General features: G+C 70.7%; 23 protein-coding genes and 1 tRNA gene. 14 read left to right on the forward strand and 10 right to left on the reverse strand.

The features are described 5' to 3' along the window. The first annotated feature begins 50 nt into the window (after positions 1 to 50). The 5 genes from N6H00_RS20545 (at position 51) to N6H00_RS20565 (ending at position 4,051) form a co-directional block, all read left to right on the forward strand. Entirely contained in the window at positions 51 to 764 is a 714-nt protein-coding gene (locus N6H00_RS20545; protein ID WP_268973257.1) for a class E sortase, read from the forward strand. 84 nt (positions 765 to 848) lie between these two features. Next, complete coding sequence (locus N6H00_RS20550) at positions 849 to 1,025, forward strand: hypothetical protein (protein ID WP_044572551.1); 177 nt, start codon at positions 849 to 851, stop codon at positions 1,023 to 1,025. Next, entirely contained in the window at positions 1,022 to 1,672 is a 651-nt protein-coding gene (locus N6H00_RS20555; RefSeq protein ID WP_268973259.1) for an aminodeoxychorismate/anthranilate synthase component II, read from the forward strand. The genes N6H00_RS20550 and N6H00_RS20555 overlap by 4 nt, the downstream gene beginning before the upstream one ends. After that, positions 1,669 to 3,270, forward strand: coding sequence for a class E sortase (locus N6H00_RS20560; protein ID WP_268973260.1), 1,602 nt, complete (start codon positions 1,669 to 1,671; stop codon positions 3,268 to 3,270). The genes N6H00_RS20555 and N6H00_RS20560 overlap by 4 nt, the downstream gene beginning before the upstream one ends. A gap of 40 nt (positions 3,271 to 3,310) precedes the next feature. Continuing rightward, positions 3,311 to 4,051, forward strand: a complete 741-nt coding sequence (locus N6H00_RS20565) for a class E sortase (RefSeq protein ID WP_268973261.1) — start codon at positions 3,311 to 3,313, stop codon at positions 4,049 to 4,051. A 119-nt stretch (positions 4,052 to 4,170) separates the two neighbouring features. Here the strand turns inward: N6H00_RS20565 and pknB are convergent, their stop codons facing one another. The 6 genes from pknB to N6H00_RS20595 form a co-directional block, all read right to left on the reverse strand. Then, positions 4,171 to 6,192, reverse strand: coding sequence for a Stk1 family PASTA domain-containing Ser/Thr kinase (gene pknB, locus N6H00_RS20570; protein WP_268973262.1), 2,022 nt, complete (start codon positions 6,190 to 6,192; stop codon positions 4,171 to 4,173). Between the two features lie 167 nt (positions 6,193 to 6,359). Beyond that, positions 6,360 to 7,832, reverse strand: coding sequence for a peptidoglycan D,D-transpeptidase FtsI family protein (locus N6H00_RS20575; RefSeq protein WP_268973263.1), 1,473 nt, complete (start codon positions 7,830 to 7,832; stop codon positions 6,360 to 6,362). Continuing rightward, positions 7,829 to 9,241, reverse strand: a complete 1,413-nt coding sequence (locus tag N6H00_RS20580; RefSeq protein WP_268973264.1) for an FtsW/RodA/SpoVE family cell cycle protein — start codon at positions 9,239 to 9,241, stop codon at positions 7,829 to 7,831. Before N6H00_RS20580 ends, N6H00_RS20575 begins: the two co-directional genes overlap by 4 nt. Before the next feature lie 22 nt (positions 9,242 to 9,263). Continuing rightward, positions 9,264 to 10,847, reverse strand: a complete 1,584-nt coding sequence (locus N6H00_RS20585; RefSeq protein WP_268973265.1) for a PP2C family protein-serine/threonine phosphatase — start codon at positions 10,845 to 10,847, stop codon at positions 9,264 to 9,266. Positions 10,848 to 10,922: 75 nt separating this feature from the next. Next, positions 10,923 to 11,438 carry an FHA domain-containing protein FhaB/FipA gene (locus N6H00_RS20590; protein ID WP_030827859.1) on the reverse strand — a complete coding sequence of 172 codons (516 nt, stop codon included), beginning with the start codon at positions 11,436 to 11,438 and terminating at the stop codon, positions 10,923 to 10,925. A gap of 10 nt (positions 11,439 to 11,448) precedes the next feature. After that, entirely contained in the window at positions 11,449 to 12,279 is an 831-nt protein-coding gene (locus tag N6H00_RS20595) for an FhaA domain-containing protein (protein WP_268973266.1), read from the reverse strand. Between the two features lie 326 nt (positions 12,280 to 12,605). On the opposite strand from N6H00_RS20595, the gene N6H00_RS20600 reads away from it, so the two are divergent. Then, a tRNA-Leu gene (locus tag N6H00_RS20600) sits at positions 12,606 to 12,689 on the forward strand. Between the two features lie 207 nt (positions 12,690 to 12,896). Here N6H00_RS20600 and N6H00_RS20605 read toward each other — a convergent pair. Further along, positions 12,897 to 13,550: an FMN-dependent NADH-azoreductase gene (locus tag N6H00_RS20605; RefSeq protein ID WP_268973267.1), complete on the reverse strand. Its 654-nt coding sequence runs from the start codon at positions 13,548 to 13,550 to the stop codon at positions 12,897 to 12,899. Positions 13,551 to 13,664: 114 nt separating this feature from the next. On the opposite strand from N6H00_RS20605, the gene N6H00_RS20610 reads away from it, so the two are divergent. The 4 genes from N6H00_RS20610 to N6H00_RS20625 all read left to right on the forward strand — a co-directional run bounded on the left by N6H00_RS20610 (position 13,665) and on the right by N6H00_RS20625 (position 17,128). Then, positions 13,665 to 14,039, forward strand: coding sequence for a winged helix-turn-helix transcriptional regulator (locus N6H00_RS20610; protein ID WP_268973268.1), 375 nt, complete (start codon positions 13,665 to 13,667; stop codon positions 14,037 to 14,039). Between the two features lie 217 nt (positions 14,040 to 14,256). After that, positions 14,257 to 15,765: a DUF2252 domain-containing protein gene (locus tag N6H00_RS20615; protein WP_268973269.1), complete on the forward strand. Its 1,509-nt coding sequence runs from the start codon at positions 14,257 to 14,259 to the stop codon at positions 15,763 to 15,765. 72 nt (positions 15,766 to 15,837) lie between these two features. Next, on the forward strand, positions 15,838 to 16,731 hold the full coding sequence (locus N6H00_RS20620; protein ID WP_268973270.1) for a hypothetical protein: 894 nt from the start codon (positions 15,838 to 15,840) through the stop codon (positions 16,729 to 16,731). Between the two features lie 43 nt (positions 16,732 to 16,774). Then, positions 16,775 to 17,128 (forward strand): rhodanese-like domain-containing protein, encoded by a 354-nt coding sequence (locus N6H00_RS20625; RefSeq protein ID WP_268973271.1) that lies wholly within the window; start codon positions 16,775 to 16,777, stop codon positions 17,126 to 17,128. A gap of 93 nt (positions 17,129 to 17,221) precedes the next feature. Here the strand turns inward: N6H00_RS20625 and N6H00_RS20630 are convergent, their stop codons facing one another. After that, entirely contained in the window at positions 17,222 to 18,370 is a 1,149-nt protein-coding gene (locus N6H00_RS20630; RefSeq protein WP_268973273.1) for an acyl-CoA dehydrogenase family protein, read from the reverse strand. A gap of 271 nt (positions 18,371 to 18,641) precedes the next feature. Between N6H00_RS20630 and N6H00_RS20635 the strand changes: the two genes are divergently transcribed. The 3 genes from N6H00_RS20635 to N6H00_RS20645 are packed head-to-tail and all read left to right on the forward strand — an operon-like array spanning position 18,642 to position 21,335. Beyond that, complete coding sequence (locus tag N6H00_RS20635; RefSeq protein ID WP_268973275.1) at positions 18,642 to 19,340, forward strand: DUF5819 family protein; 699 nt, start codon at positions 18,642 to 18,644, stop codon at positions 19,338 to 19,340. Beyond that, on the forward strand, positions 19,337 to 20,569 hold the full coding sequence (locus N6H00_RS20640) for an HTTM domain-containing protein (protein WP_268973277.1): 1,233 nt from the start codon (positions 19,337 to 19,339) through the stop codon (positions 20,567 to 20,569). Before N6H00_RS20635 ends, N6H00_RS20640 begins: the two co-directional genes overlap by 4 nt. Before the next feature lie 4 nt (positions 20,570 to 20,573). Beyond that, positions 20,574 to 21,335: a TrmH family RNA methyltransferase gene (locus N6H00_RS20645; RefSeq protein WP_268973278.1), complete on the forward strand. Its 762-nt coding sequence runs from the start codon at positions 20,574 to 20,576 to the stop codon at positions 21,333 to 21,335. 96 nt (positions 21,336 to 21,431) lie between these two features. Here the strand turns inward: N6H00_RS20645 and paaN are convergent, their stop codons facing one another. Next, the gene (gene paaN / locus N6H00_RS20650; protein ID WP_268973279.1) at positions 21,432 to 23,156 is read right to left on the reverse strand and encodes a phenylacetic acid degradation protein PaaN; all 1,725 of its coding nucleotides are present in this window, start codon (positions 23,154 to 23,156) and stop codon (positions 21,432 to 21,434) included. 251 nt (positions 23,157 to 23,407) lie between these two features. Between paaN and N6H00_RS20655 the strand changes: the two genes are divergently transcribed. Beyond that, on the forward strand, positions 23,408 to 24,001 hold the full coding sequence (locus N6H00_RS20655; protein ID WP_268973280.1) for a TetR/AcrR family transcriptional regulator: 594 nt from the start codon (positions 23,408 to 23,410) through the stop codon (positions 23,999 to 24,001). A gap of 72 nt (positions 24,002 to 24,073) precedes the next feature. Here the strand turns inward: N6H00_RS20655 and N6H00_RS20660 are convergent, their stop codons facing one another. Then, a complete protein-coding gene (locus N6H00_RS20660) occupies positions 24,074 to 24,562 on the reverse strand; it encodes an Lrp/AsnC family transcriptional regulator (protein WP_268973281.1) in 489 nt (162 codons plus the stop codon). Between the last annotated feature and the right edge of the window lie 126 nt (positions 24,563 to 24,688).

Consider the following 24,688-nt stretch of genomic DNA (forward strand, 5'->3'; position numbering starts at 1 on the left):
GCGTCACCCGGGACGCGGCACCGGGGCGGCGGGGCGGACAGTGGGGGCCGATGAGTACGCGGCCGAGCACACGGCTGAGCACACGGCTGAGCACACGGCTGATCATCAGAACGCTCAGTGAGATCTGCGTCACCGTCGGCACCTTGATCATTCTTCTGGTGGTCTACGTCCTGTACTGGACCTCGGTGCGGGCCGACCGCGCCATGGACGGCGAGATCGACCACCTCCAGGACCGGTGGGCCACCGGCACGGTCACCGCCGGTGCCCAGCCCTCGGCACGGCCCCGCCGCTACGAGCCCGGCGCCTCCTTCGCGATCATGTACATCCCGCGCTTCGGCACCGACTGGGCCAAACCGGTCCTGGAGGGCACCGCCACCGGCACCCTGAAGAAGGGACTGGGCCACTACTCCCGCACCGCCCGCCTCGGCGACCTCGGCAACTTCGCCGTCGCCGGACACCGCCGCACCTACGGCGACCCCTTCAAGGACTTCCCCGAACTGCGCCCCGGTGACGCGGTGGTGCTGACCGACGGCACCACCTGGTTCACGTACCGCATCGACCGGCGGCCCTACCGCACCCTGCCGACCGACACCGAGGTGATCGATCCGGTGCCACGCGCGTCCGGTTTCCGCCGCTCCGGCCGCTATCTCACCCTGACCACCTGCGAGCCGGAGTGGGGTCACAGCCACCGTCTGATCGCCTGGGCGCACCTCGACGCGACCCAATCGGTTACCCAAGGCAAGCCCAAGGCTTTGTACAGCTGACCCTCCGGCCTCACCCCTCGCCCCTTACTCTGGTGCTGCACTCCGGTGCTGCAATCGGTTTCGTCATCGGTGAGTAGGGATGGCATGTACGGCTGGATCTGGCGGCATCTGCCGGGTAACGCATGGGTACGGGCGCTGATTTCGCTCGTGTTGGTGCTGGCGATCGTCTTCGTGCTCTTCCAGTACGTCTTCCCCTGGGCGGAGCCCCTGCTGCCGTTCAACGACGTGACGGTCGACGAGGGAATGGCGGGTCCCCGATGAGCGCGCGCGTCCTGGTCGTCGACAACTACGACAGCTTCGTCTTCAACCTCGTCCAGTACCTCTATCAGCTCGGCGCCGAGTGCGAGGTGGTGCGGAACGACGAGGTCTCCCTCGCCCACGCCCAGGACGGCTTCGACGGAGTCCTGCTGTCCCCCGGGCCCGGCACCCCGGAGGAGGCGGGGGTCTGCGTCGATATGGTGCGGCACTGCGCGAGCACCGGCGTACCGGTGTTCGGCGTCTGCCTGGGGATGCAGTCCATGGCCGTCGCGTACGGCGGAGTCGTCGGGCGGGCCCCGGAGCTGCTGCACGGCAAGACCTCGCTGGTGACCCATGAGGGGGCCGGCGTCTTCAGCGGTCTGCCCTCGCCCTTCACCGCCACCCGCTATCACTCCCTGGCCGTGGAACGGGACACGGTGCCCCCGGAGTTGGAGATCACCGCCTGGACGGAGACCGGCATCGCCATGGGGCTGCGCCACCGGGAACTGCGGGTCGAGGGTGTCCAGTTCCACCCCGAGTCGGTCCTCACCGAATGGGGCCATCGCATGCTCGCCAACTGGCTGGTGGAGTGCGGGGACACGGAGGCCGTGGGGCGGTCCGCGGGGCTCGCCCCGGTGGTCGGGGCGGTCGGCGGTAAGGCCGGCGAGTGACCGGACCGCGCCCTGAGCGCGAGGGCGCTGCCCATGGCGCCCGGGAGCCCGGCCCGTACGCGCCATACGGTCCTCACCAGCCGCCTGGCGCCCATGGCGGCCAGGGGAGACCGGACGCGTTCGGGGCGGCTGTGGAGGGCCTTCGCGCCCCGCTGGCCGACCCGCTGGCCGATCCCCTGCCGGACCCCGCCCCGGCCGGGCCCACGGGGCGGGGCGTCGGCACCGCGTCGCTCGCCGTGCCGCCGCCCACCGGGCGCAGACGGCGCGCCCGCCCGGCCTCCGCCGGGCCGGAGGAGGCCGTTGAGGCGGCCAGACCGCCCACAGGGCGCCGACGCGCCCGCGCGGCCCCCTCGGGGCCCCCACACGCCGCCGAGCCGCCCGTACGCGCCCCGGAGACGCCGCCGGGAGTACGCGACGGCCAGGAGATGCCGGTACGTGCCCAGGGGGCGTCCGTACGCGTCCCGGAGACGCCCGTAAGATCCGCTGCTCGGACGCCTGCACCCTTCGCCGAGCCGTCCGCACGGGCCCCGGAGGTCGCCGAGACGGCCGTCCTGCCCCCGGTGACGGTCCCGGCCCATGAGACCCGTAAGGCCGGTGAGACTGGTAGGACCGGTGAGGCCGGTGAGACGGTCGCCCTGCGCGCCGTGGAGGCGCGGCCCGCGCCCGCCGACCAGACCATGCCGCTCCGCAAGGTCGCGCCGGACCGGGACGGCGGCCCCAAGCCCCCGCCCGGCGGCCGGGCCGCCCGCCGTAAGGCCGCCAGGGGGGCCGGGAAGCGCGTCGGCAGACACGGCTCCCGGGCCAGGGGCGGTACGGCGGAGCCGGGTGCCGCGGGGACCGCCGGGGCCCCGCGGAGCGCCGGGGCCGACCGGCCCCGCACCCGTATGGAGGCCAAGCGCGCCGCGCGGGCGAGCAAGGACAGCCCCGGGGTGGTGGCGAGCCGGCTGATCGGCGAGCTGTTCATCACGTTCGGCGTGCTGATGCTGCTGTTCGTCACCTATCAGCTGTGGTGGACGAACATCCGTGCGCATCAGCAGGCGAACGGCGCCGCGAACAACCTCCAGAAGAAGTGGGACGAGAACGGCGGTGACGACCGCGACCCGGGTGTCTTCTCCCCCGGGCAGGGGTTCGCGATCATCTACATCCCCAAGCTGGACGTGAAGGCGCCGATCGCCGAGGGCATCGACAAGCACAGGGTCCTCGACCGCGGCATGGTCGGCCACTACGGCAAGAGCCCCCTGAAGACCGCGATGCCGTGGGACAAGAAGGGCAACTTCGCGCTCGCCGGGCACCGCAACACCCATGGCGAGCCGTTCCGCTACATCAACCGGCTCAAGCCCGGCGACAAGATCGTCGTCGAGACGCAGAACCGGTACTACACCTATGAGATGAGCAGCATCCTGCCGCAGACGCCGCCGTCCAACACGGGCGTCATCAAGCCGGTGCCGCCCGGCTCCGGCTTTACCAAACCGGGCCGCTACATCACGCTGACCACCTGCACCCCGGAGTTCACCAGCACCTACCGGATGATCGTCTGGGGCAAGATGGTCGAGGAGCGGCCGCGTAGCGAGGGAAAGCCGGACGCGCTGGTCGAGTGAGCGGGAACAGCCGGAACACCAGAAAAAGGGGTACCACGCGGTGGCACGGACCGACCACGACGAACGACAGGACCGGCACCCCGGCCCGCCCGCAACGCCCAGCTCCCGTCCCCGCCGCGGGCGGGTGGCCGCGGCCATAGGCATCTTCGGCGAGTTGCTGATCACCGCGGGGATCATCCTCGGCCTGTTCGTCGTCTACTCGCTGTGGTGGACCAACGTCCTGGCCGACCGTGAGGCGAAGAAGCAGGGCGACCGGGTGCGCAAGCACTGGTCGCAGCAGGGGCCGGGTTCGCTCGACACCAAGGACGGCATCGGGTTCCTGCACGTACCGGCCATGCACAACGGCGAGGTGCTGGTCAAGAAGGGCACCAGCACCGAGACCCTCAACGACGGCGTCGCCGGCTACTACACCAAGCCGGTCAAGTCCGCGATGCCGTGGGACGAGAAGGGCAACTTCAGCCTGGCCGCGCACCGGGACGGGCACGGCGCGAAGTTCCACAACATCGACAAGGTCCACGACGGCGACGCGGTGGTCTTCGAGACCCGCGACACCTGGTACGTCTACAAGGTCTACGCGACGCTGCCGGAGACCTCCAAGTACAACGTGGACGTGCTGAAGGCGGTCCCGAAGGAGTCCGGGAAGAAGAAGCCGGGCCGCTACATCACGCTCTCGACGTGCACCCCCGTCTACACCTCCCGCCACCGCTACATCGTCTGGGGCGAACTGGAGCGCACCGAGAAGGTCGACGCGGACCGCACGCTCCCCAAGGAGCTGCGTTAGCGGCGGCTCCCCCCCCCGGAGCGCCCAGCGGGCACGGATACGGGGAAGCCCCCGGCACCCATCTCCGAGTGCCGGGGGCTTCCCCGTGCTACAGGGCCCCTCCGGGGGCCGGTGGCGGATCAGCCGAGGGAGTCGAGGCCGCTTTGGCCGCCGAAGATGTTTCCGCCGTTCCCACCGCCACCGTTGCCGTTCCCGCCCTGCCCGGCGACCGTGATGAGGTTCACGGACTGACCCTTGGGCACCTGGGTGCCCGCACCGGGCTGGCTGGCCACCACGGTGGCGTTGTCGTCCTGCGGACCGGCGATGTTGCCCACGTTGAGGCCCGCGTCCTGGAGCGCCTTCTTGGCGTCCTTGAGGGACTGGCCGCCCAGGTTGGGCACCTGTGCGTTCTCCTGCTGCTCGGGGGCCTTGGCGACGGTCAGCGTGACCGTCGAACCGGGCAGGACCTCCTGGCCGCCCTTGGGCGTCTGGTCGGTGACCGTGCCGGCCTCGACATCGCCGTTCTCGACCTCCTGCGTCTGGACCTTGAGGCCCTTGCCCTGGAGGGACGAGGTGGCGTCCTCGACCTTCTGCGTGGTCACGTCCGGGACGACCACCTTCTCCTGCGCCTCGGCGACGGTCAGAGTGATCGTGGAGCCCTTCGCGACCTTCTTACCGCCCTTCGGGTCCTGGTCGATCACCTTGCCGGCGGTCTGGTCGGACTGCTGGGTCTTCTGCTCGACCTGGAAGCCCTTGGACTCCAGCTGCGACTTGGCCGTCTCGTACTGCACGTTCAGGACGTCGGGCACCTCGACCTTGGCCGCGGGCTTGGGGCCCTTGGACATGGTCAGCTCGACCGTGCCGTACCGCTCGATCTCGCCGCCGCCCTCGGGGTTCTGCTCGCAGACGGTGTTCTTCTCCGCGTCGGCGCAGAACTTGGAGCCGACGTTCTTGACCTTGAAGTCGCCGTTCTCCCCCTGGTTCTTGGCCTCGGCCAACGACTTGCCGACCAGGTTGGGCACCTGGACCGTGCCGTCGTTGTTCCCGCCCCCGAACAGCGACTTCCCGATGAAGATCGCACCGACCAGCACCAGTATCCCGGCGAGGATCAGCAGGATCGTCGAGAGATTGCCCTTCTTCCCGGAGCGTCCCCGTCCGCGGTCCGGCCGCTCGTCGTAGCCGAAGCCGCCGTCGTCCTCGCGCATCGGGGGGAGCATCGAGGTCTGCGCCCCGGCGCCGCCGTCCTGCGGGCGCAGCATCGTGGTGGGCTGGTCGTCGGCGCCGTAGCCGACCGCGCCCAGCGCGGCGGTGGCGGCGACCGGCTGGCCCTCCAGGGCCGCCTCGATGTCGGCGCGCATCTCATCGGCCGACTGATAGCGGTAGTCGGGGTCCTTGACCAGGGCCCGCAGGACGATGGCGTCCATCTCCGGGGTGATCTCGGGGTCGTACGTGCTCGGCGGCTGCGGTTCCTCCCGCACGTGCTGATAGGCGACGGCCACCGGGGAGTCGCCCACGAACGGCGGCCTTACGGTCAGCAGCTCGTAGAGCAGACAGCCGGTGGAGTACAGGTCGCTGCGCGCGTCGACGGTCTCGCCCTTGGCCTGCTCGGGGGAGAGGTACTGCGCGGTGCCGATGACGGCGGCCGTCTGCGTCATGGTCATACCGGCATCGCCCATGGCCCGCGCGATGCCGAAGTCCATCACCTTGACCTGGCCGCTGCGCGTGAGCATGACGTTGGCCGGTTTGATGTCCCGGTGGACGATGTTGTTGCGGTGTGAGTACTCGAGGGCCTGGAGGATGCCGGTGGTCATCTCCAGCGAGCGCTCCGGGAGCAGCTTTCTGCCCGAGTGAAGAAGCTCACGCAGGGTGGAGCCGTCGACGTACTCCATCACGATGTACGGAATCGAGACACCGTCGACGTAGTCCTCGCCGGTGTCGTAGACCGCGACGATCGCGGGATGGTTGAGCGAGGCGGCCGACTGGGCCTCTCGGCGGAACCGGGCCTGGAAGGACGGGTCACGGGCGAGGTCCGCCCGCAGCGTCTTCACAGCGACAGTACGGCCGAGGCGGGTGTCGTGCGCGAGGTAGACCTCCGCCATCCCGCCGCGGCCGAGCACCGAGCCCAGCTCATACCGCCCGCCGAGGCGACGCGGCTCTTCCATAGCTACTCCAGCCCTCTTCCGTGGTTCCCGGCCGCACCTGTGGGGGCCGGTGAAGTGCTGCTCGGGCATACCGTACCCGGCACGTCTTACGGGACCTGGCCTCAGCCGCTACTTGATACCGGACCGGTACGGCGACGTGCGGGATTGATATCCGGACGTGACGGGCCTCACTTGTCGCGCTCGGTGTCCAGGACGGCCTGCATCACGCTCTTGGCGATCGGCGCGGCCAGCTTGCCACCGGCGATGTCGCCGCGGAGGGTGTCGGACCCCTCGATGACGACCGCGACCGCGACCGGGGAGCCGTCGTCCCCCTTGGCGTAGGAGATGAACCACGCGTAGGGGTTCTTGCTGTTGGCGACGCCGTGCTGCGCGGTACCGGTCTTGCCGCCGACCGTGACGCCCGGGATCTGGGCGCTGGTGCCGGTGCCCTCCTTGACCACGGTCTCCATCATGTCCTGGAGCTTGTGGGCGTTCTCCGCGCTGACCGGCTGGCTCATCTCCTCCGGGCTGGTCTGCTCGATGGTGTTGAGGTTGGGGGCGCGCAGCGAGTCGACCATGTACGGCTTCATCAGCTTGCCGTCGTTGGCGACCGCGGCGGCGACCATCGCCATCTGGAGCGGGGTGGCCCGGGTGTCGAACTGGCCGATGGCCGACATCGCGTTGCCCGGCCGGTCCATGTCCTTGGGGTAGACGCTGGCGTAGGCGCGGACGGGGGTGTCGACCGTCTCGTTGAAGCCGAACTTCTCGGCCTGCTCCCGCATCTTGTCCTCGCCGAGGTCGTCACCGAGCTTGCCGAAGACCGTGTTGCAGGAGTAGCGGAGCGCCTGCCGCAGCGAAGCGTTCTCGCAGGGGATGTTCCCCTCGTTGGGCAGGGGCTTGACGGACAGCGGGAGCTTCCAGGGGTCCGGGGAGTCCGTCGGGGCGTCGATGTCGGTGTACTTGCCGTTCTCCAGCGCGGCCGCGGCGGTGACGACCTTGAAGGTCGAGCCGGGCGGGTAGGTCTGACGGAGCGCCCGGTTGAGCATCGGGTCGTCCTTGTCGTTCTTCGGCAGGAGCGCGTTCCACGCCTTCTCGTCCTTGGTGGACCCGCCCGCGAACGTGGAGGGGTCGTAGCTCGGGGTCGAGGCGAGGGCGAGGATCTTGCCGGTGCGCGGGTCGAGCGCGGCGACGGCGCCCTTCTTGTCGCCGAGGCCCTTGAACGCGGCCTCCTGGGCCTTGCCGTTCAGGGTGGTGATGACGTCGCCGCCCTTCTGCTTCTTGCCGGTGATCATGTCGATCGTCCGGTTGAAGAAGAGGCGGTCGTCGTTGCCCGTGAGGATGCCGTCTTCGATCTTCTCGATCTGGTTGGCGTCGAAGGCCTGCGAGGCGTACCCGGTGACCGGCGCCCACATGGGGCCGTTCTTGTAGGTGCGCTTGTACTTGAAGTCGGTGCCGTTGGTCTCGACGGATCCGGTGATCGGCTGGCCGTCGACGATGATGTTGCCGCGCGGCTGGCTGTAACGGGCGATCAGGACGCGGCGGTTCTTGTCGTGGTTCTTCAGCTCGTCGGCCTGGACGTACTGGATCCAGTTGTCCCGCAGCAGCAGGGCGAAGACGAGGAGCCCGCAGAAGATCGCGATTCGGCGCAGGGGCTTGTTCACGGTCGGACCACCTGGGTCATCTCGGCGTCTGTAGTGGGAGCGGGCGTCGGCGCCGGACGGCGCGCGGTGTCGCTGATCTTGATCAGGATGGCGACGAGTGCCCAGTTGGCGATGACGGACGAACCACCCGACGCGATGAACGGCATGGTCATACCGGTCAGCGGGATGAGGCCCATCACACCGCCCGCGACGACGAAGACCTGGATGGCGAAGGCCGCGGACAGGCCGATGGCCAGCAGCTTGCCGAACGGGTCACGGGCCGCGAGGGCGGTGCGCACACCGCGCTCCACGATCAGGCCGTAGAGCAGCAGGATGCCCATGGTTCCGGCGAGCCCGAGCTCCTCGCCGACCGTGGCCAGGATGAAGTCGGAGTTGGCGGCGAAGCCGATGAGGTCGGAGTTGCCCTGGCCGAGGCCGGTGCCGAAGACACCGCCGGAGCCGAAGGCCATCAAGGCCTGGGCGATCTGGTCACTGCCGCCGGTCTTGAAGGCCGCGAAGGGGTCGAGCCAGGCGTCCACACGCTGCTGGACGTGCGGTTCGAAGGTCGCGACGCCGACCGCGCCGGCCGCGGACATCAGCAGACCGAAGACGATCCAGCTGGTGCGCTCGGTGGCGACGTACAGCATCACGACGAAGAGGCCGAAGAACAGCAGCGAGGTGCCCAGGTCGGTCTCGAAGACCAGGATGAGGATGCTCATCCCCCAGACCACCAGGATCGGGCCGAGGTCGCGGCCGCGCGGCAGGTACAGCCCCATGAAGCGGCGGCTGGCCAGCGCGAGCGCGTCCCGCTTGACCATCAGATAGCCGGAGAAGAACACGGCAATGATGATCTTGGCGAACTCACCGGGCTGGATGGAGAAGCCGCCGATGGTGATCCAGATGCGCGCGCCGAACCGGGCCGGGAAGAACACCGGAAGGATCAGCAGGATCAGCGCCACCGCCATGGAGATGTAGGTGTAGCGCTGGAGCAGGCGGTGGTCCTTGAGCAGGATCAGGACGCCGACGAAGAGGGCGACACCCAGCGCCGAGTAGATCAGCTGGTTGGGGGCCGAGGGCGAGAAGACCTGGTTGATGCTCTCCGCCCGCTGGGCCAGCCGCTTGGACTGGTCCAGCCGCCAGATGAGCACCAGGCCCAGCCCGTTGAGGAGCGTGGCGATCGGCAGCAGCAGCGGATCCGCGTACGGCGCGAACTTCCGGACCACCAGATGGCCGACGCCGGCCAGCAGGCCGAGGCCGAGGCCGTAGCTGAGCATGCCGGAGGGCATCTCGTCGCTGAGCGCCAGGCCCGCGTTGGCGTAGGCGAAGACCGGAATGATCACCGCGAAGGCCAGCATGGCCAGCTCGGTGTTCCGCCTGCTCGGTGGCCCGGCCGTACTGATCGTCGTCGTGTTGGTCGTACTACTGCTCATGGGTGGACGGCCCCTTACGGCTTCACTGCTGGGTGCTGCTGCACTGCGGGACCAACTTCTTCTCCTCCTCCGAGAGGGTGGGGCCGGGATGCGGAGTGGGAGTGGTCGTCGGCGTGGGCTTGGTCGTGGCCTTGGCGGCGAGCGGCCCGGTCTGCGTCTGCATGCTCTGGTCCCCCGGCTGGGTGCCGCCGCTCTGGGACGGGGAGGCGCTGCTGGAGGCCTTGCCCCCGGCGCTGCCGCCCTTGTCCTTGTCGCCGGTGAGGTCCTTCTGATCGTCCTCGGCCTTCTCCTGGGCCTCGGCCTTCTTGCAGGCGCTGGCGAGGGTGGCGAGGTCCTTGGTCTTGTCCTGGGCCTGGCCGAGACCGCTGACCGCGATGGTGTCCTCCACGCGGCCGCGCTGGTCGGCCGGGAGGTACTTGAGTTCGATCTCGCGGTGGTCCTCATGGACCTTGTTCAGCTTGATCCAGGCGAGGTCCTGGCTGATGCCCTGGTAGATCGCGACATGGTCGCCGTTGGAGCCCACGTAGTACTGCGTCTGGGTCCAGCGATAGCCGCCGTAGAGCCCGCCGCCGATCACGGCGAGGCCCAGCACGATGAAGAGTGACCGCTTGGCCCACGTCTTACGGCCGCTCTTCTTGCTGAAGTCCCCGTCGGCGTACGCCCCGAAGCTGCCCTGCGGACCCCCGATGGCCGGATCGCCGCTGCCGGGCGGTCCGAAGCCGCCCTGCGCGTCGCCCTGCTGCGGGACGGACCGGCCGAGCTCGGCGGCGCGGCCCGCGGGGGTGTGCGCGGCGCCGCCGTCCCCGAGGGGGACCTGGTTCTCGGCGACCGCGCCCACGATCACGGGGGTGTCGTTGAGCTGGGCGGCGAGGGTGTCGCCGCCGTCGACGTCGAGGACGTCGGCGACGATGCAGGTGATGTTGTCGGGACCGCCGCCGCGCAGGGCGAGCTGGATCAGCTCCTGCACGGTCTCATGGGGGCCCTGGTAGCTGGCGAGGGTCTCCTCGAGGGTCTGGTGGCTCACGACGCCGGACAGGCCGTCGGAGCAGATCAGATAGCGGTCGCCGGCCCGGACCTCGCGGATGGACAGATCGGGCTCGACATGGTCGCCGCTGCCCAGCGCGCGCATCAGCAGGGAGCGCTGCGGGTGGGTGCCCGCCTCCTCCTCGGTGATCCGGCCCTCGTCGACCAGGCGCTGCACCCAGGTGTGGTCCTGGGTGATCTGGGTGAGCACACCGTCACGCAGCAGATACGCGCGCGAGTCGCCGACGTGCACCAGACCGAGCCGCTGGCCGGTCCACAGCAGGGCGGTGAGCGTGGTGCCCATGCCCTCCAGCTGCGGGTCCTCCTCGACCATGACGCGCAGCTGCTCATTGGCCCGCTGCACGGCGCTGCCCAGGGAGGTCAGGATGTCCGAGCCCGGCACATCGTCGTCGAGCTGGACGAGGGTGGAGATCACCTCGGAGCTGGCGACCTCGCCGGCGGCCTGTCCACCCATGCCGTCGGCGATGGCGAGCAGCCGGGGACCGGCGTAACCGGAGTCCTCGTTGCCCTCCCGGATCATGCCCTTGTGCGATCCGGCCGCGAAACGCAGTGACAGACTCATGCGCACCTCGCCCGTCGGCTCCGGGTACAGCCCCTTGCCAACCACGCTGCCCACCCTCCGGTCGTCATGGTCCTACTACTTCCGCAGCTCGATGACGGTCTTGCCGATGCGGATCGGCGCACCCAGCGGAATCGGTGTCGGTGTGGTGAGTCGGGTCCGGTCGAGATAGGTGCCGTTGGTGGACCCGAGGTCCTCGACGATCCACTGGCCGTCACGGTCCGGGTAGATCCTGGCATGCCGACTGGAGGCGTAGTCGTCGTCCAGAACGATTGTGGAATCGTGCGCACGGCCGAGGGTGATGGTCTGCCCCTGGAGGGCGACCGTGGTGCCGGTCAGAGTGCCCTCGGAGACCACCAGCTTGGTGGGGGCGCCCCGGCGGCCGCGGCCACCGGACTGCTGCCGCTGCTGCGGCGGCGCGCTCTGCCGCTGTTGCTGCTGCGGCCGGTCGGGGGCGCCGCGGCGCGCCGTACCGCGCTGGGTCACGCGGGTGCCGAACAGATCACTGCGGATGACCTGTACGGCCACGATGACGAACAGCCACAGTACGGCGAGGAAACCCAACCGCATGACCGTGAGGGTCAGCTCTGACATTGCCCCCGCTTCACCCTTCGGCTTGCCGGTAAACGATGGTGGTGCTGCCCACGACGATCCGCGAGCCGTCGCGGAGCGTAGCGCGCGTGGTGTGCTGTCCGTCCACCACGATGCCGTTGGTCGACCCGAGATCCTGGATGGTCGGTGGGGTTCCGACCCGGATCTCGCAGTGCCTGCGGGAGACACCGGGATCGTCGATCCGCACGTCAGCGTCGGTGGAGCGGCCCAGGACGAGTGTGGGCCGGGAGATCTGGTGGCGGGTGCCGTTGATCTCGATCCAGCGGCGGGTCTGGCCCTGTGGCTGAGGGCCGGCGCCGCCGGTGCGGGGCGCCGGACGGGCGCCGGGGGGCGTGGACGGCATCGGCGGGGCACCGGCGGGCTGAGCGGGGTAGCCGTAACCGCCGGGGCGCTGCTGCGGGGCGCCGGAGGCCGGGCGGTCCGGCGCCTGCTGCGGGTTCTGGGACTCGCTGGAGGCCAGCGTCCGGCTGCGCACCCGGTAGAGGCCGGTGTCGAGGTCGTCGGCCTTCTGCAGATGCACCTTGATGGCGCCCATGAAGGTGTAGCGCTGCTGCTTGGCGTAGTCGCGGACCATACCGGCCAGCTCGTCGCCGAGCTGCCCGGAATACGGGCTGAGCCGCTCGTAGTCGGGCGCGCTCAGCTCGACGATGAAGTCGTTGGGGACGACCGTCCGGTCGCGGTTCCAGATCGTGGCGTTGTTGTCGCACTCACGCTGGAGGGCGCCGGCGATCTCGACCGGCTGGACCTCGGACTTGAACACCTTGGCGAAGGTGCCGTTCACGAGGCCCTCGAGACGCTGCTCGAAGCGTTTCAGTACTCCCACGGGGCACCTCCTTCCTCAGTCGTGCTCTATGCCGTCCTGGTACTGCTTACTGATCGTATCCACGCGTCGGGAAATCGGGTGGTTCCCCTTCCTGGCCCTGTGGAGCAGTGTCACCCCTCACAGGGATCGTAGAGGTGTGCTGACGACAGTGTCCCGCAACCGTGACGCTCCGAGGACGGGTGGGGGCGGGGCAGCGGGAACGGGTGTGATTGCACCCCGCAGGCCGTGCTAATGTTCTGCATGTCGGAAGGCGCGCCACACGAACCGGGCGGATCGAAAAGATCGAACCGGGGAGCGGGGCCGAGTGACCGGACGACAGCACCCATGCGCGGGTGGCGGAATAGGCAGACGCGCTGGATTCAGGTTCCAGTGCCCGAAAGGGCGTGGGGGTTCAACTCCCCCCTCGCGCACGAGCCGGAGCGGGTCTCTCCGGAGTGACGAAAGTCGCTCGGAGGGGCCCGCTTCGCGTATGTCCCGGCTGTTTCGGCCCAGTTGTTCTCCGTCCCTTCTCTCCCGCTTGTTCCTCTGTTCCTCTTCGGCCGCTTTGTGGCGCGACGGCAGGGGCCTCCCGGGAAGAGGAGGCCCCTGGCCGGGCGTGGTGTCCGGGCGCGGGCGGATCAGGCGGCGAAGCGGGCGGCGAGCGCCTTGGCCTTGGCCGCGGCCTCCTCGTGGGCCTTCGCCATGGAGGCGTCCGCGACGTCGACGAGGTCGGCCATGGCCGGATTGCTGCGGGCCATCGTGAGCTCCGGCACAACGAACTCGACATCGAGGCCGAGGCCGTCGCCCAGCGCCTTCCCCAGGAAGTTGGTGACGAATTCGAAGCTCTCCCGCGGGGTGCCGGGGCCGTAACCGCCACCACGGCTGGCGACGACGACGGTGGGGGTGCCCGAGACGGTGGTCTGCTCGGCGCCCGCGGTGCGGCCCATGATGATCACGTGGTCCAGCCACGCCTTGAGGGTGGAGGGGATCGTGAAGTTGTACATCGGGGCCGCGATCAGGACCGCGTCGGCCTGCTCGAGCTCACCGGCCAGGGTGTCCCGCAGGGCGAAGGCGGCCCGCAGCTCAGGGGTGTGCTGATCGGGAGCGGTGAAACCGGCGGCGACGGCGAGGCCCTCCAGGTGCGGCACCGGATCGGCGGCCAGGTCGCGGTAGATCACCGTGCCGTTGGGGTGCTGGGCTTCCCATTCCTTGCGGAAGGTGGCGGTGACCGCACGGGAAGCGGAGGACTCGAGGGGGGAGACGGACGTGTCGATGTGCAGAAGGGTTGGCATGGAACGCCTCCGGTAACTGGGCTCCCACGGAGCCGGTAATAACTACGTACCTACAGATGGCACAGTAGCTTACTTTTTCGCAGTCCCGAACCGGAACGCAGTAGTCTGTATTCCATGGCGAAGGGTCGTGGGGAGCACAACGAGCAGGCCTGCAAGCAGGTCGACAGCGAGATGACGCGGTTCTTCGAGCTGTTCGGAAAGCGCTGGACGGGATTGATCGTGGCCGTGCTGACGGAGCAGGGGGCGTACTTCGCCGAGCTGCGGCGGGCGATCCCGGGGATCAGCGAGCGGATGCTGTCGGACCGGCTCACCGAGCTCGCGGCGGCGGGTCTGGTGGTGCGGGAGGTCGACGCCGGGCCGCCGCTGCGGGTGGCCTACCGGCTGACGGACGCGGGGAAGGCGCTGGGGCCCGCGCTGAAGGAGCTGTCGCGGTGGGCGGAGAACCATCTGCCCTCGGGGGGTGGCTGCCCGGAGCAGTTCCGGGGGTGAGTGCGAGCCGGGCCGGGCCGAGCCGGGGGTGAGTGGGGGCTTGGCCCGAGCCGAGTCCGGCTGAGGCGGGCGGGGCTTGAGCCGAATCGGGTTGAGGCGCGACTGAGCTGGGGTTTCGTCATGATCGCCGGAGTTATCCACAGGCTCTGACGGGCTGGGGTGACAGGGGGTACGGTCTGCTCAGTCGATGTCGTGTGCGAGGAAGGCGGGGGGCGCGATGACGGACGGCCGGGGCGGTCAGGGCGACGGAAGCGGCGAGAGCGGCCGGAGCGGAGACCGGGGCGCGAGCGGCGGGGATGTGGTGGGCGGGGCGGGCCGTCGGCTGCCTCCGGTTCCGGGCTTCGCCGTCTGGCACGGGGACGGGCCGACTCCCCGGCAGCGGGGCAAGGCGCTGCGCAAGCGGGTGCCGCGGTCGGCGCACGCCGAGCCGCCGAGGGCCGCCGGGCGGCCGGATCCGGTGGCGGAGGTCGAGCGGTCGAACGCCGGGCGGCTGCCGGAGCTGACCCCGATCCGGGTGGGGCGGATGGCCGCGACCCCCTTCTCCTTTCTGCGCGGGGCCGCCGGGCTGATGGCGTACGACCTCACGGCCACACCGGTCACCGGCATCGGGGCACAGCTGTGTGGCGATGCCCACGCCGCCAACTTCGGGATCTACGGCGATGCGCGCGGTGGCCTGATCATCGATCTCAACGATTTCGACGAGACCATCCACGGGCCGTGGGAGTGGGATGTGAAGCGGCTCGCGGTCTCGCTGGTGCTGGCCGGCCGGGAAGCGGGCGCCGACGAGGACGTCTGCCGGGCGGCGGCCCAGGACGCCGTGGGTGCCTACCGGCGCACGGTGCGGCTGCTGGCCAAGCTGCCCGCGGCGGACGCGTGGAACGCGATCGCGGACGAGGAGCTGGTCTCCCACACGGACGCCAGGGATCTGGCCGGGACCTTGGAGCGGGTGTCCGAAAAAGCCCGGCGGAACACCAGCGCGCGGTTCGCCGCGCGGGCCACCGAGCCCGTGCCGGGCGCGGAGGGCTCCTCCGGCCGGCCGGAGGCCCGGCGCTTCGTGGACGCGCCGCCGGTGCTGCGGAGGGTGCCGGACGCGGAGGCGGCGGCGGTGGCCTCGGCGCTCGCCGAGTATCTGGGCACGCTGCCGGAGGACCGGCTGCCGCTGCTCTCGCGGTACGAGGTGCACGATGTGGCGTTCCGGGTGGTCGGCACGGGAAGCGTGGGCACCCGCTCCTATGTGGTGCTCCTGCTCGACCACCGGGGCGAGCCGCTGGTGCTCCAGGTGAAGGAGGCGCGCCCCTCCGCGCTGCTGCCGCATGTGGTGACGGCCGGTTTCGAGGTGCCGGACGTCACACACGAGGGGCGGCGGGTGGTGCTCGGCCAGAAGCGGATGCAGGTGGTCAGCGACATCCTGCTGGGGTGGACCACGGTGCGGGGGCGGCACTACCAGGTGCGGCAGTTCCGTAACCGCAAGGGAAGCGTGGACCCGGCGGCGCTGGCCGCGGATCAGATGGACGACTACGGGCGGATGACCGGGGCCCTGCTGGCGCGGGCGCACACCCACAGCGCCGACCCTCGGCTGCTGGCGGGCTACTGCGGTAAGGGGGACGAGCTGGACGAGGCGGTGGCCGCCTTCGCGGTGGCGTACGCGGATCGCACGGAAGCCGATCACTCCGCGCTGGTCACGGCGGTGCGCAACGGGCGGATAGCGGCCGAGATGGGGGTGTGAGGCGTGGGTGATGAGACGCGGGCGGCGGTGTGAGCTCCATCGCCGATCAGCGGCCGGACGTAGGCTGAGCGGGTGACGAATCCGGAAGCGCAGCAGCAGGCACGGCAGTCGGTGTCGGACGCACAGCCCCAGGCGGAATCGCACGAGCGGTTCGAGGAGGCCTGGTCCGAGGAGGCCTGGTCCCAGGAGGAAGCCCAGGCCGCCGAGCGTCTGGAGCGGGCGGTGCGCGCGGCCGAGCAGGCGCTGATCGAGTTCGAGATAGCGGTGGAGACCTTCCGGGTGGAGGTGGATAACTTCTCCCGCCTGCACCACCAGCGGCTCGGGCCGATGTATTCGCGCCTCGACGAGCTGGACGCGCTGATCGCCGAGGCGGTCGCGGCGCGCACCGGCGATCCGGAGGACATCCGCAAGGCGAGCGAGGCGCGGGGGCTGGTGCAGCCGATGCCGGGTGTGGAGGAGCTGTTCCACGGCTGGATCGACTCGGAGGGGCTCTCGCCGGAGGCGGCCGCGATGCTCACCGAGCAGCCCGTGCAGCCGCCGCCGCGGGTGCGGCCGAGCGAGGGGGCCCGCCGGATCTACCGGGAGCTGGCCCGTAAGGCCCATCCGGATCTGGCCGAGGAGGAGGCCGAGCGGGAGCGGCGCGGTGCCTTCATCGTGCGGGTCAACGCGGCGTACGCGGCCGGGGACGAGGAGACGCTGCGGGCGCTGGCCGAGGAGTGGGAGGCCGGGCCGCCGCCGCCGGAGCGGCGGGCGAGCCGCAGCGAGGAGCTGTACGCCCGGCTGGAGTGGCTGGCCGAGCGCAAGGAGATGCTGGCCGCGGTCGCCGCGGAGCTGGAGTCGAGTGCGATCGGCGCGATGATCAAGATGGCGCCGGAGGATCCCGACCGGCTGCTGGACGAGATCGCCGAGCAGTTGCTGGCCCAGGCCGCGGAGAAGGAGGCCCGGCTCGCGGAGCTGGTGCGGTAGTAGGTTGGCCGCAGCTGCCGATGTCGTGTGAGAGGTGTGTCCGATGCATTTTGCCCAGCTTCCTCAGGTGGAGGCGACGGCGGTACCGGCCGATGGTTTTCTGTTGGACGTCCGGGAGGACGACGAGTGGGCGGCCGGGCATGTCGAGGGCGCGCTGCACATCCCGATGGGCCAGGTCGTCGCGCGGTTCGACGAGCTGACCGCGGCGGTGGGCGAGGGCCGACGGGTGCATGTGATGTGCCGGGTCGGCGGCCGCTCCGCCCAGGTGACGCAGTATCTGGTCGCGCAGGGCCTGGACGCGGTGAATGTGGACGGCGGGATGCTCGCCTGGGACGCGGCGGGCCGGCCGATGGTGAGCGGCCCCGACGGCACCGCCGAAGGGGCCTTCGTGCTCTAGGGGTTTCCTGCTCCAGGGGTCTCTTTCTCTAGAGGTTTCCTTACTGATCGGCGCTGATCGGTCCTGATCGGCGGTGATCGGCAGGTCTGCCGGTCAGCCGAGGGGGTGGGTGGCGAGGAGTTCGCCCAGCGCCTCCTCGTGGGCGGCGGCGGACCCCAGGGAGAGCTCCAGCTGTTTGCCCCAGGCGTGGTAGCGGTGCAGGGGATAGTCGGTGACCGCGCCGAAGCCGCCGTGCAGATGCTGTGCGGTCTGCACGACGCGGCGCACACCCTCGGCGGCCCAGATCTTGGCGACGGCGACGTCCCCCGCGATGGGCAGCGGCCCGCCCGCCGTCGGCCGCGCCTCGTCCAGGGACAGCCGCCAGGCCGCCTGCCACAGCGTGGCCTCCATGGCCCGCAGATCGATATAGCGGTCGGCGGTCTGCACGGCGACCGCCTGGAAGGTGGCGAGCGGGAAGCCGAACTGCTGACGCTCGCTCACATAGGAGCTGGTGAGGTCGAGCACCGCCGAGCCCAGTCCCAGTGCGAGCGCGCAGGTGCCGGTGGTGAGGAGATCGCGCAGCCACTCCCAGGCGCCGTCGGCGGCCAGCACCTCGTGATCGGCCGGCCGCACCGCGTCCAGCCGGATCTCGGCCTGCCGCTCACCGCTGGTGGAGATCTGCTCGTCGAGCGTGACGCCCTCATGGTCACGGGGCACCAGGGCCAGGACCGTATGGCCGTCACCGGTGTGGGCGGGGATCAGCAGCAGCTCGGCGCCGTGGGCCCAGGGGACTGCGGTCTGCATGCCGTCCAGCACCCAGCCGTCGCCCTTCCGCCGGGCCTGGACGGCGAGTTCGGCCGGGCCGTGGCCGGTGCGGCCGCCGGCGGCCACGGTGAGGACCAGCTCACCGCGGGCGGCCCGGGGCAGTACGGCCGCGCGCAGCTCGGCCCCGCCGTACCGCTGCACGGCCAGCGCGGCGGCGCTGGACTCCAGCAGCGGCACCCGGGCCAGCACCCGGCCGCATTCCCGCAGCACCAGGCACAGGGCGAGCGGGTCGAGGCCCGAACCGCCGTACCGGGGATCGAGAGTCAGGCCGAGCAGATCGCTTTCGGCGAGCTTCCGCCACAGCGGGCGATCGAAGTCCTCGGCGACGGCGCCGGCGGTCAGCGCGGGGCTGGGCACGCTGTCCGGCGTGACGGAGGAGAAGACGGCCTTCGCCGCCTCGACGGCCGCCTGCTGCTCCTCGGTGAAGGTGAAGTCCACTGTCCGTACCTCCCGCGCCGCGGCTTCATCTGACGGGCCGTCAAGATAGAACAGGTTCTACAAGAAGGGAACGCCGTCGGGAGGGCTGCCGGGAACGCCGTCGCTGCGCTCGGCGCCGTCGGGCGAACGTAGGGTGTCAACTCTGTGGATGACGCTGAGGGCGCTGTGCCGAGTGGTTCCGCATGGGTACGGTGCCGGGGCGTGGGGGCCACGGGGGCGCGCGGCCGACCGGTGTGCGCGAAGACCAGGACCACGGGGAGCGGGGCGGGGTATGGCGGAGACGGAGCCGGGGCCGGACGACGACGCGGCGGTGCGGCTCGACGACGCGGCGGGACGGCTCACCGCGCTCTCGCTGCCCGCACAGCTGATCGTCGCGGTGGGCGTCGCGGTCGCCGCGGTCGCCGCCACGATCCACCTCGCGACGGCCTTTCTGAACGTCTCACCGCCCAACACCATCACCAAGCGGCATGGCGCGGCGATAGACGACTACGTCTATCCGGAGTTCGAACGGGTCTGGAAGCTCTTCGCCCCCAACCCGCTCCAGCAGAACATCGCCGTCCAGGCCCGTGCCGAGATCAGCACTCCCGACGGCTCCACCGCGACCACGGGCTGGCGCGACCTCTCGGCCCAGGACGGGGCGGCCATCCGTCACAATCCGCTGCCCAGCCACACCCAGCAGAACGAGCTGCGCCGCGCCTGGGAGTTCTATGTCGGTTCGCATGACGCGCAGGAGCGGCCGCAGGGGGTGCGCGGCGACCTCTCCCAGCAGTACGTCCGCCGGATCGTGATGCTCCGCTTCGGCCGTGAGCAGGACGGCGGCACCGTGCGGCGCATACAGGTGCGCTCCGCGACCACTCCGGTGGCCCCGCCGCCCTGGAGCGACGAGAAGATCGACACCAAGACGGTGTACCGGGTGCTGCCGTGGTGGACGGTGACCACCGACGACCTCCCGGAGGGGAAGCGCCGGTGAACCTCTCCGCCCGCCTCCAGACCGCCGTCGCGCACGGCCACGCCCGCGTCACCGCATCGGCGCTCGGCCCCTGGCAGAGCGCCGTGGTGCGGATCGGCTTCGCCTTCACCTGGCTGCTCTTCCTGGTGCGCGAATGGCCCCACCGCCGGGAGCTGTACGGGCCGGACGGCCCGTGGAACTGGGACATGGCCGCGCGGCTGATCGACGGCAACCGCGCCTTCAGCGTGCTCATGTGGTCCGACAGCGTGGTGTGGTTCGAGGTCGTCTACGCCCTCGCCATCGCCTCCAGCGCGCTGCTGCTGCTGGGCTGGCGCACCCGCACCATGTCCGTGCTGTTCATGCTCGGGGTGCTGTCACTCCAGAACCGCAGCGTCTTCGTCGGGGACGGCGGCGACAATCTCGTCCATCTGATGGCGATGTACCTGGCGCTGACCCGATGCGGGCAGGTGTGGTCCCTGGACGCGCGCCGGGCGGCCCGGCAGGCGGACCGCGAGCGGCCGCCGCGCGATGTCACCGGAGTCGTGCTGTGGGCCGTCACCGGGGCCGCCCTGCTCTGGGCACAGCTGTGCACCGACGCCCGGCTCTTCCTGACCGCCGACGGCCCCCTGCCCGGAGTGGGCTGGGCCACCGTCCTGTGGGGGCTGTGGATCGCCCAGGCCGGCTGGTGGTTCGTCAAGCGTTACGCACCGGGGGAGCCGCGCACCGTCCTGGACGCGCTCGCCAACGTGGCGCACAACGGCGCCCTGCTGGTGATCATGGCCGAGGTGTGTCTGCTGTACGCCTCGGCCGGCTGGTACAAGGTCCAGGGCTCGCGCTGGCAGGACGGCACCGCCCTCTACTACCCGCTGCACCTGGACTACTTCTCGCCCTGGCCGGCGCTGGCCGACGTGTTCGCCTCCAGCGGCACCCTGGTGATGGTGCTGACCTACGGCACGGTCATCGCGCAGGTGGCCTTCCCCTTCACCCTGCTCAACCGGCGGGTCAAGAACGTGATGCTCGTCCTGCTGATGCTGGAGCACCTCGGCATCGCGGTTCTGCTGGGGCTGCCCTTCTTCTCGCTGGCCGCGATCGCGGCGGACGCGGTCTTCCTGCCGACGGGCGTCCTGCGCTGGGCCGGGGCACGGCTCGGCCGGGCCCGGGACCGGGTGGCGGCGCGCGCCGTGTGGCTGCCGGGACAACGGACGCGGGGGAGCGCCGAGGAATCCCCGGCCGACACCCTCGTACGCTGAGGGAATGATCGATGACCAGGCCGCGCAGGCCGTACGGCACTGGCGCGCGACGGCCCCCGAGACCGTGCTGCTCGACGGCTTCCACGCGCTGAAGCACGCGCTGCGGTTCGGCGCGGAGGTGCGTGCCGCGGTCACCAGTGACAAGGCGGCCGCCCTGGAACTCGCCGCGGACCTGGCCGACGATCTCACCGAGGTGATCGCGGACCTCCTGGTGGAGGTGGAGGCCGGGACCCTGCGCGATCTGGTGCCCAGGGTGCACCCCACCCGGGTCGCCGCCCTGGCGGTCCGGCGCGGCCGTCAGGAGAACCTGGACGAGCTGTGCGAACGGCCCCGTTCGGCCCCGGTGGTCGTGCTGGACAACCCCCGCAACCTCGGCAACGTCGGGGCCGTGGTCCGGCTCGCCGCCGGGTTCGGGGCCACGGGGGTGGTCACCACCGGCGATATCGACCCCTGGCATCCGAACGCCGTGCGCGCGGGCGCGGGGCTCCACTTCGCCACCGCGGTCGAGCGGCTGCCGGGCGACGCCCTTCCGGAGGGGCCGCTGTACGTGCTGGACCCGGAGGGGGCGGACATCCGGTCGGTGACCATTCCCGATGACGCGCTGCTCGCCTTCGGTTCCGAGCGGCACGGGATCTCTCCGGAGCTGCGGGAGCAGGCCACCAGGCTGGTGGCCCTCCCCATGCGGCCGCAGGTGTCCAGCTACAACCTGGCCACCAGCGTGGCCATGGCCCTCTTCCACTGGGGCGGCCCCGCCCGCCCCGCCTAGGGTCTGGTGGACGGACAACGCGGCGAGCGGACCCGCACGGGGCGGTCCGGGGCGGAGGGGGCGTGCGCGGTGGCACGCCCCGCGGACCGGACCCGGTTACTCCGCCGGGCGGCGGACCTCGACCATGCGGAACCGGCCGGCCACGAACGCGCCGTCGCACAGCGTGGCGTTGGCCGACGGGTTGCCGCCGGTGCCGTGGAAGTCGGAGAAGGCCGCAGTCTGGTTCACATACACCCCGCCGGTCAGATTGAGCGACAGCTGGGCGCACTCCTCCAGACACGCCTCCTCGATCAGCCGCTCCGCCTCCGGTGAGGTGGTGTACGCGCCGACCGTCATCGCGCCCTTGTCCCGGGTGGTCCGGCGCAGCAGCGCCACCGCTTCCTCCGTGGAGTCGACGGCGACGGCGAAGGAGACCGGGCCGAAGCACTCGGACAGATAGGGCGCGTCCGGCTCCGCTCCCTCCCAGAACTTCCGCGCGCCGTCGGCCTTGACCATCAGCGGCGTACGGACCGTGGCGTCCGGGAAGTCGGGGTGGGTGACCGCGCGGGAGGCCAGGGCGACGCCGCCCAGACCGGGAGCGGCCTCCAGCCGCTCCTGGACCCGCGGCCCCACGATCGCGCCCAGCAGGGCGCTCGCCCGTGCGTCGTCGGCCAGCAGCCCGTCCACCGCCGCCGCCAGGTCGGCCACCACCTCGTCGTATGTCTTGGGTCCGGCGTCGGTGGTGATGCCGGCGCGGGGGATCAGCAGATTCTGCGGGGTGGTGCACATCTGGCCGCTGTAGAGGGACAGGGAGAACGCCAGATTGGCCAGCATGCCCTGGTAGTCGTCGGTGGAGTCGATGACGACCGTGTTGACCCCCGCCTTCTCCGTGAAGACCTGGGCCTGGCGGGCGTGGGTCTCCAGCCAGTCGCCGAAGGCGGTCGAGCCCGTGTAGTCGATGATGCGGATCTCGGGGCGGACGGCGAGGACCTTGGCGATCCCCTCGTCCGGCCGCTCGGCCGCCAGCGCCACCAGATCGGGGCTGAACCCCGCCTCCCGCAGCACCTCGCGCGCCGTCCGGACGGTGAGCGCTAGCGGCAGCACGGCCTGGGGGTGCGGCTTGACCAGCACCGGATTGCCGGTGGCGAGCGAGGCGAAGAGCCCCGGATAGCCGTTCCACGTGGGGAAGGTGTTGCAGCCGATCAGCAGCGCGATGCCGCGCGGGACGGCCGTGAACGTCTTGCGCAGGCGCAGCGGGTCGCGCTTGCCCTGCGGCTTGGACCAGTCCGCCGCGCCCGGAGTGCGGGTCTGCTCGGCGAACGCGTACGCCACCGCCTCCAGACCGCGGTCCTGGGCGTGGGGACCGCCGGCCTGGAAGGCCATCATGTACGCCTGGCCGCTGGTGTGCATGACCGCCTGGGCGAACTCATGCGACCGGGCGCTGATGCGGGCCAGGATCTCCAGGCACACCAGGGCCCGCGTCTCGGGGCCGGCCTCCCGCCAGGCGGACATCCCCGCCCGCATCGCCGGGAGGAGCACATCGAGGTCCGGATGCGGATACTCCATGCCCATCTCCGCCCCGAACGGCGAGACCTCGGAGCCCGTCCAGCCGTCGGTGCCCGGCTGGTCCAGCTCGAGACGCTTGCCGCGCAGCGCCTCGAACGCCGCCTGGCCCTCGGCGACGCTCAGGCTCGGGCGCCCGCCTCGGCCCTCGCCGCCGTAAGCCTTCGGGTGCTCGGGGTGCGGGGACCAGTAGGCACGGGTACGGATCGCCTCCAGGGCCTGGTCGAGGGTGGGGCGGTGCTCTTGCGTCAACTGCGCGGTGGTGAGTGCGGCGGTCACGACTGACCAACTCCTCGTCGAGCTGGGGCTGGGCTGGGAAGGGCGACAGAGCTAGAGTAACCGAACGATCGGTCGGGACAAGGGGGCCTGGCGAACCTGTGGACAACTTCGTCGAAAAGGATCTGCGGTATGCCGCGGTATGACGGTGATCGAACGCTGCGAGATCCCCGCGAAGCCTGCCCGACCGGCCGCCGTGCCCCTTCCCCGGCGCTGATCCGGCGTGCGGCCGCCGAAGGGGAGCTGCTGTAATCATGACCATGGCCAAGCGCGACACCTACACGCCCGAATCGCTGCTCGCGGTTGCCGTGGAGGTGTTCAACGAACGCGGTTACGACGGCACCTCCATGGAGCACCTCTCCAAGGCCGCCGGCATCTCCAAGTCCTCCATCTACCACCATGTGAAGGGCAAGGAGGAGCTGCTGCGGCTCGCCATAAGCCGTGCCCTGGACGGACTGTTCGGCATCCTCCAGGAGCCCGCCGCGCGGGAGGGGCGGGCGATCGAACGGCTGGAGCACGTGGCCCGGCGGACCGCCGAGGTGCTGATGGCGGAGCTGCCCTACGTCACCCTGCTGCTGCGGGTCCGGGGCAACACGGACACCGAGCGGTGGGCCATGGAACGGCGCCGGGAGTTCGACCACCAGGTCGCCGAGCTGCTCAAACAGGCGGCGGCCGACGGCGATCTGCGGTCCGATGTGGACGTCCGGCTGGCGACCCGGCTGCTCTTCGGCATGATCAACTCCATTGTGGAGTGGTACCGGCCGGGCCGCGGCGGGGCCGCGACCTCCCACGAGGTGGCCGAGGCCGTGGTCCGTACGGCCTTCGCGGGCCTGCGCACCCAGCCCTAGGCGGGACCTGCGCACCCAGCCCTACGCTGCACCTAGCCCTGGACGGTCTGCGCATCCAGCCCTAAGCCCGGCCTAGGGCTCCGAGTCCAGATCCGTCTCCTCGAACACCAGCAGCGTCCGGGTGCTCAGCACCTCCGGCATGGCCTGGAGCCGGGTGAGGACCAGCTCGCGCAGCGAGCGGTTGTCCTCGGTGTGCACCAGCAGCAGGACATCGAAGTCCCCGCTGACCAGTGCGATGTGGGCCGCCCCGGGGAGCTCCCGGAGCTGTTCGCGCACGGTGCGCCAGGAGTTCTGGACGATCTTCAGGGTGATGTACGCGGACGCGCCCTGCCCGGCCCGCTCCTGGTCCACCCGGGCGCTGAAACCGCGGATCACCCCGTCGTCGATCAGGCGGTTGATCCGCGCGTAGGCGTTGGCGCGCGAGACGTGCACCTGCTCGGCCACGGAGCGTATGGAGGCGCGGCCGTCCGTCCGGAGCAGCCGCAGGATCTCGCGGTCGATGGAGTCCAGGGGGCGCGCCGGGGGTTTGCCGTCCGGATTGGCCATCTGTTCGCCCCGCATATCGCCCCGCCTCCCCTTCATGGACGTCCTGTCTTCATCACAGGCGTTGCAGAACCGTTTGTCCACAGGCTTGGGTCGCCTGTAGCCAAAATGCGTCGACGACCGAACAATCGGTAGGGGAGGGCG

Source organism: Streptomyces sp. S465 (genome assembly GCF_026898115.1).
Lineage (GTDB): Bacteria > Actinomycetota > Actinomycetes > Streptomycetales > Streptomycetaceae > Streptomyces > Streptomyces luomodiensis.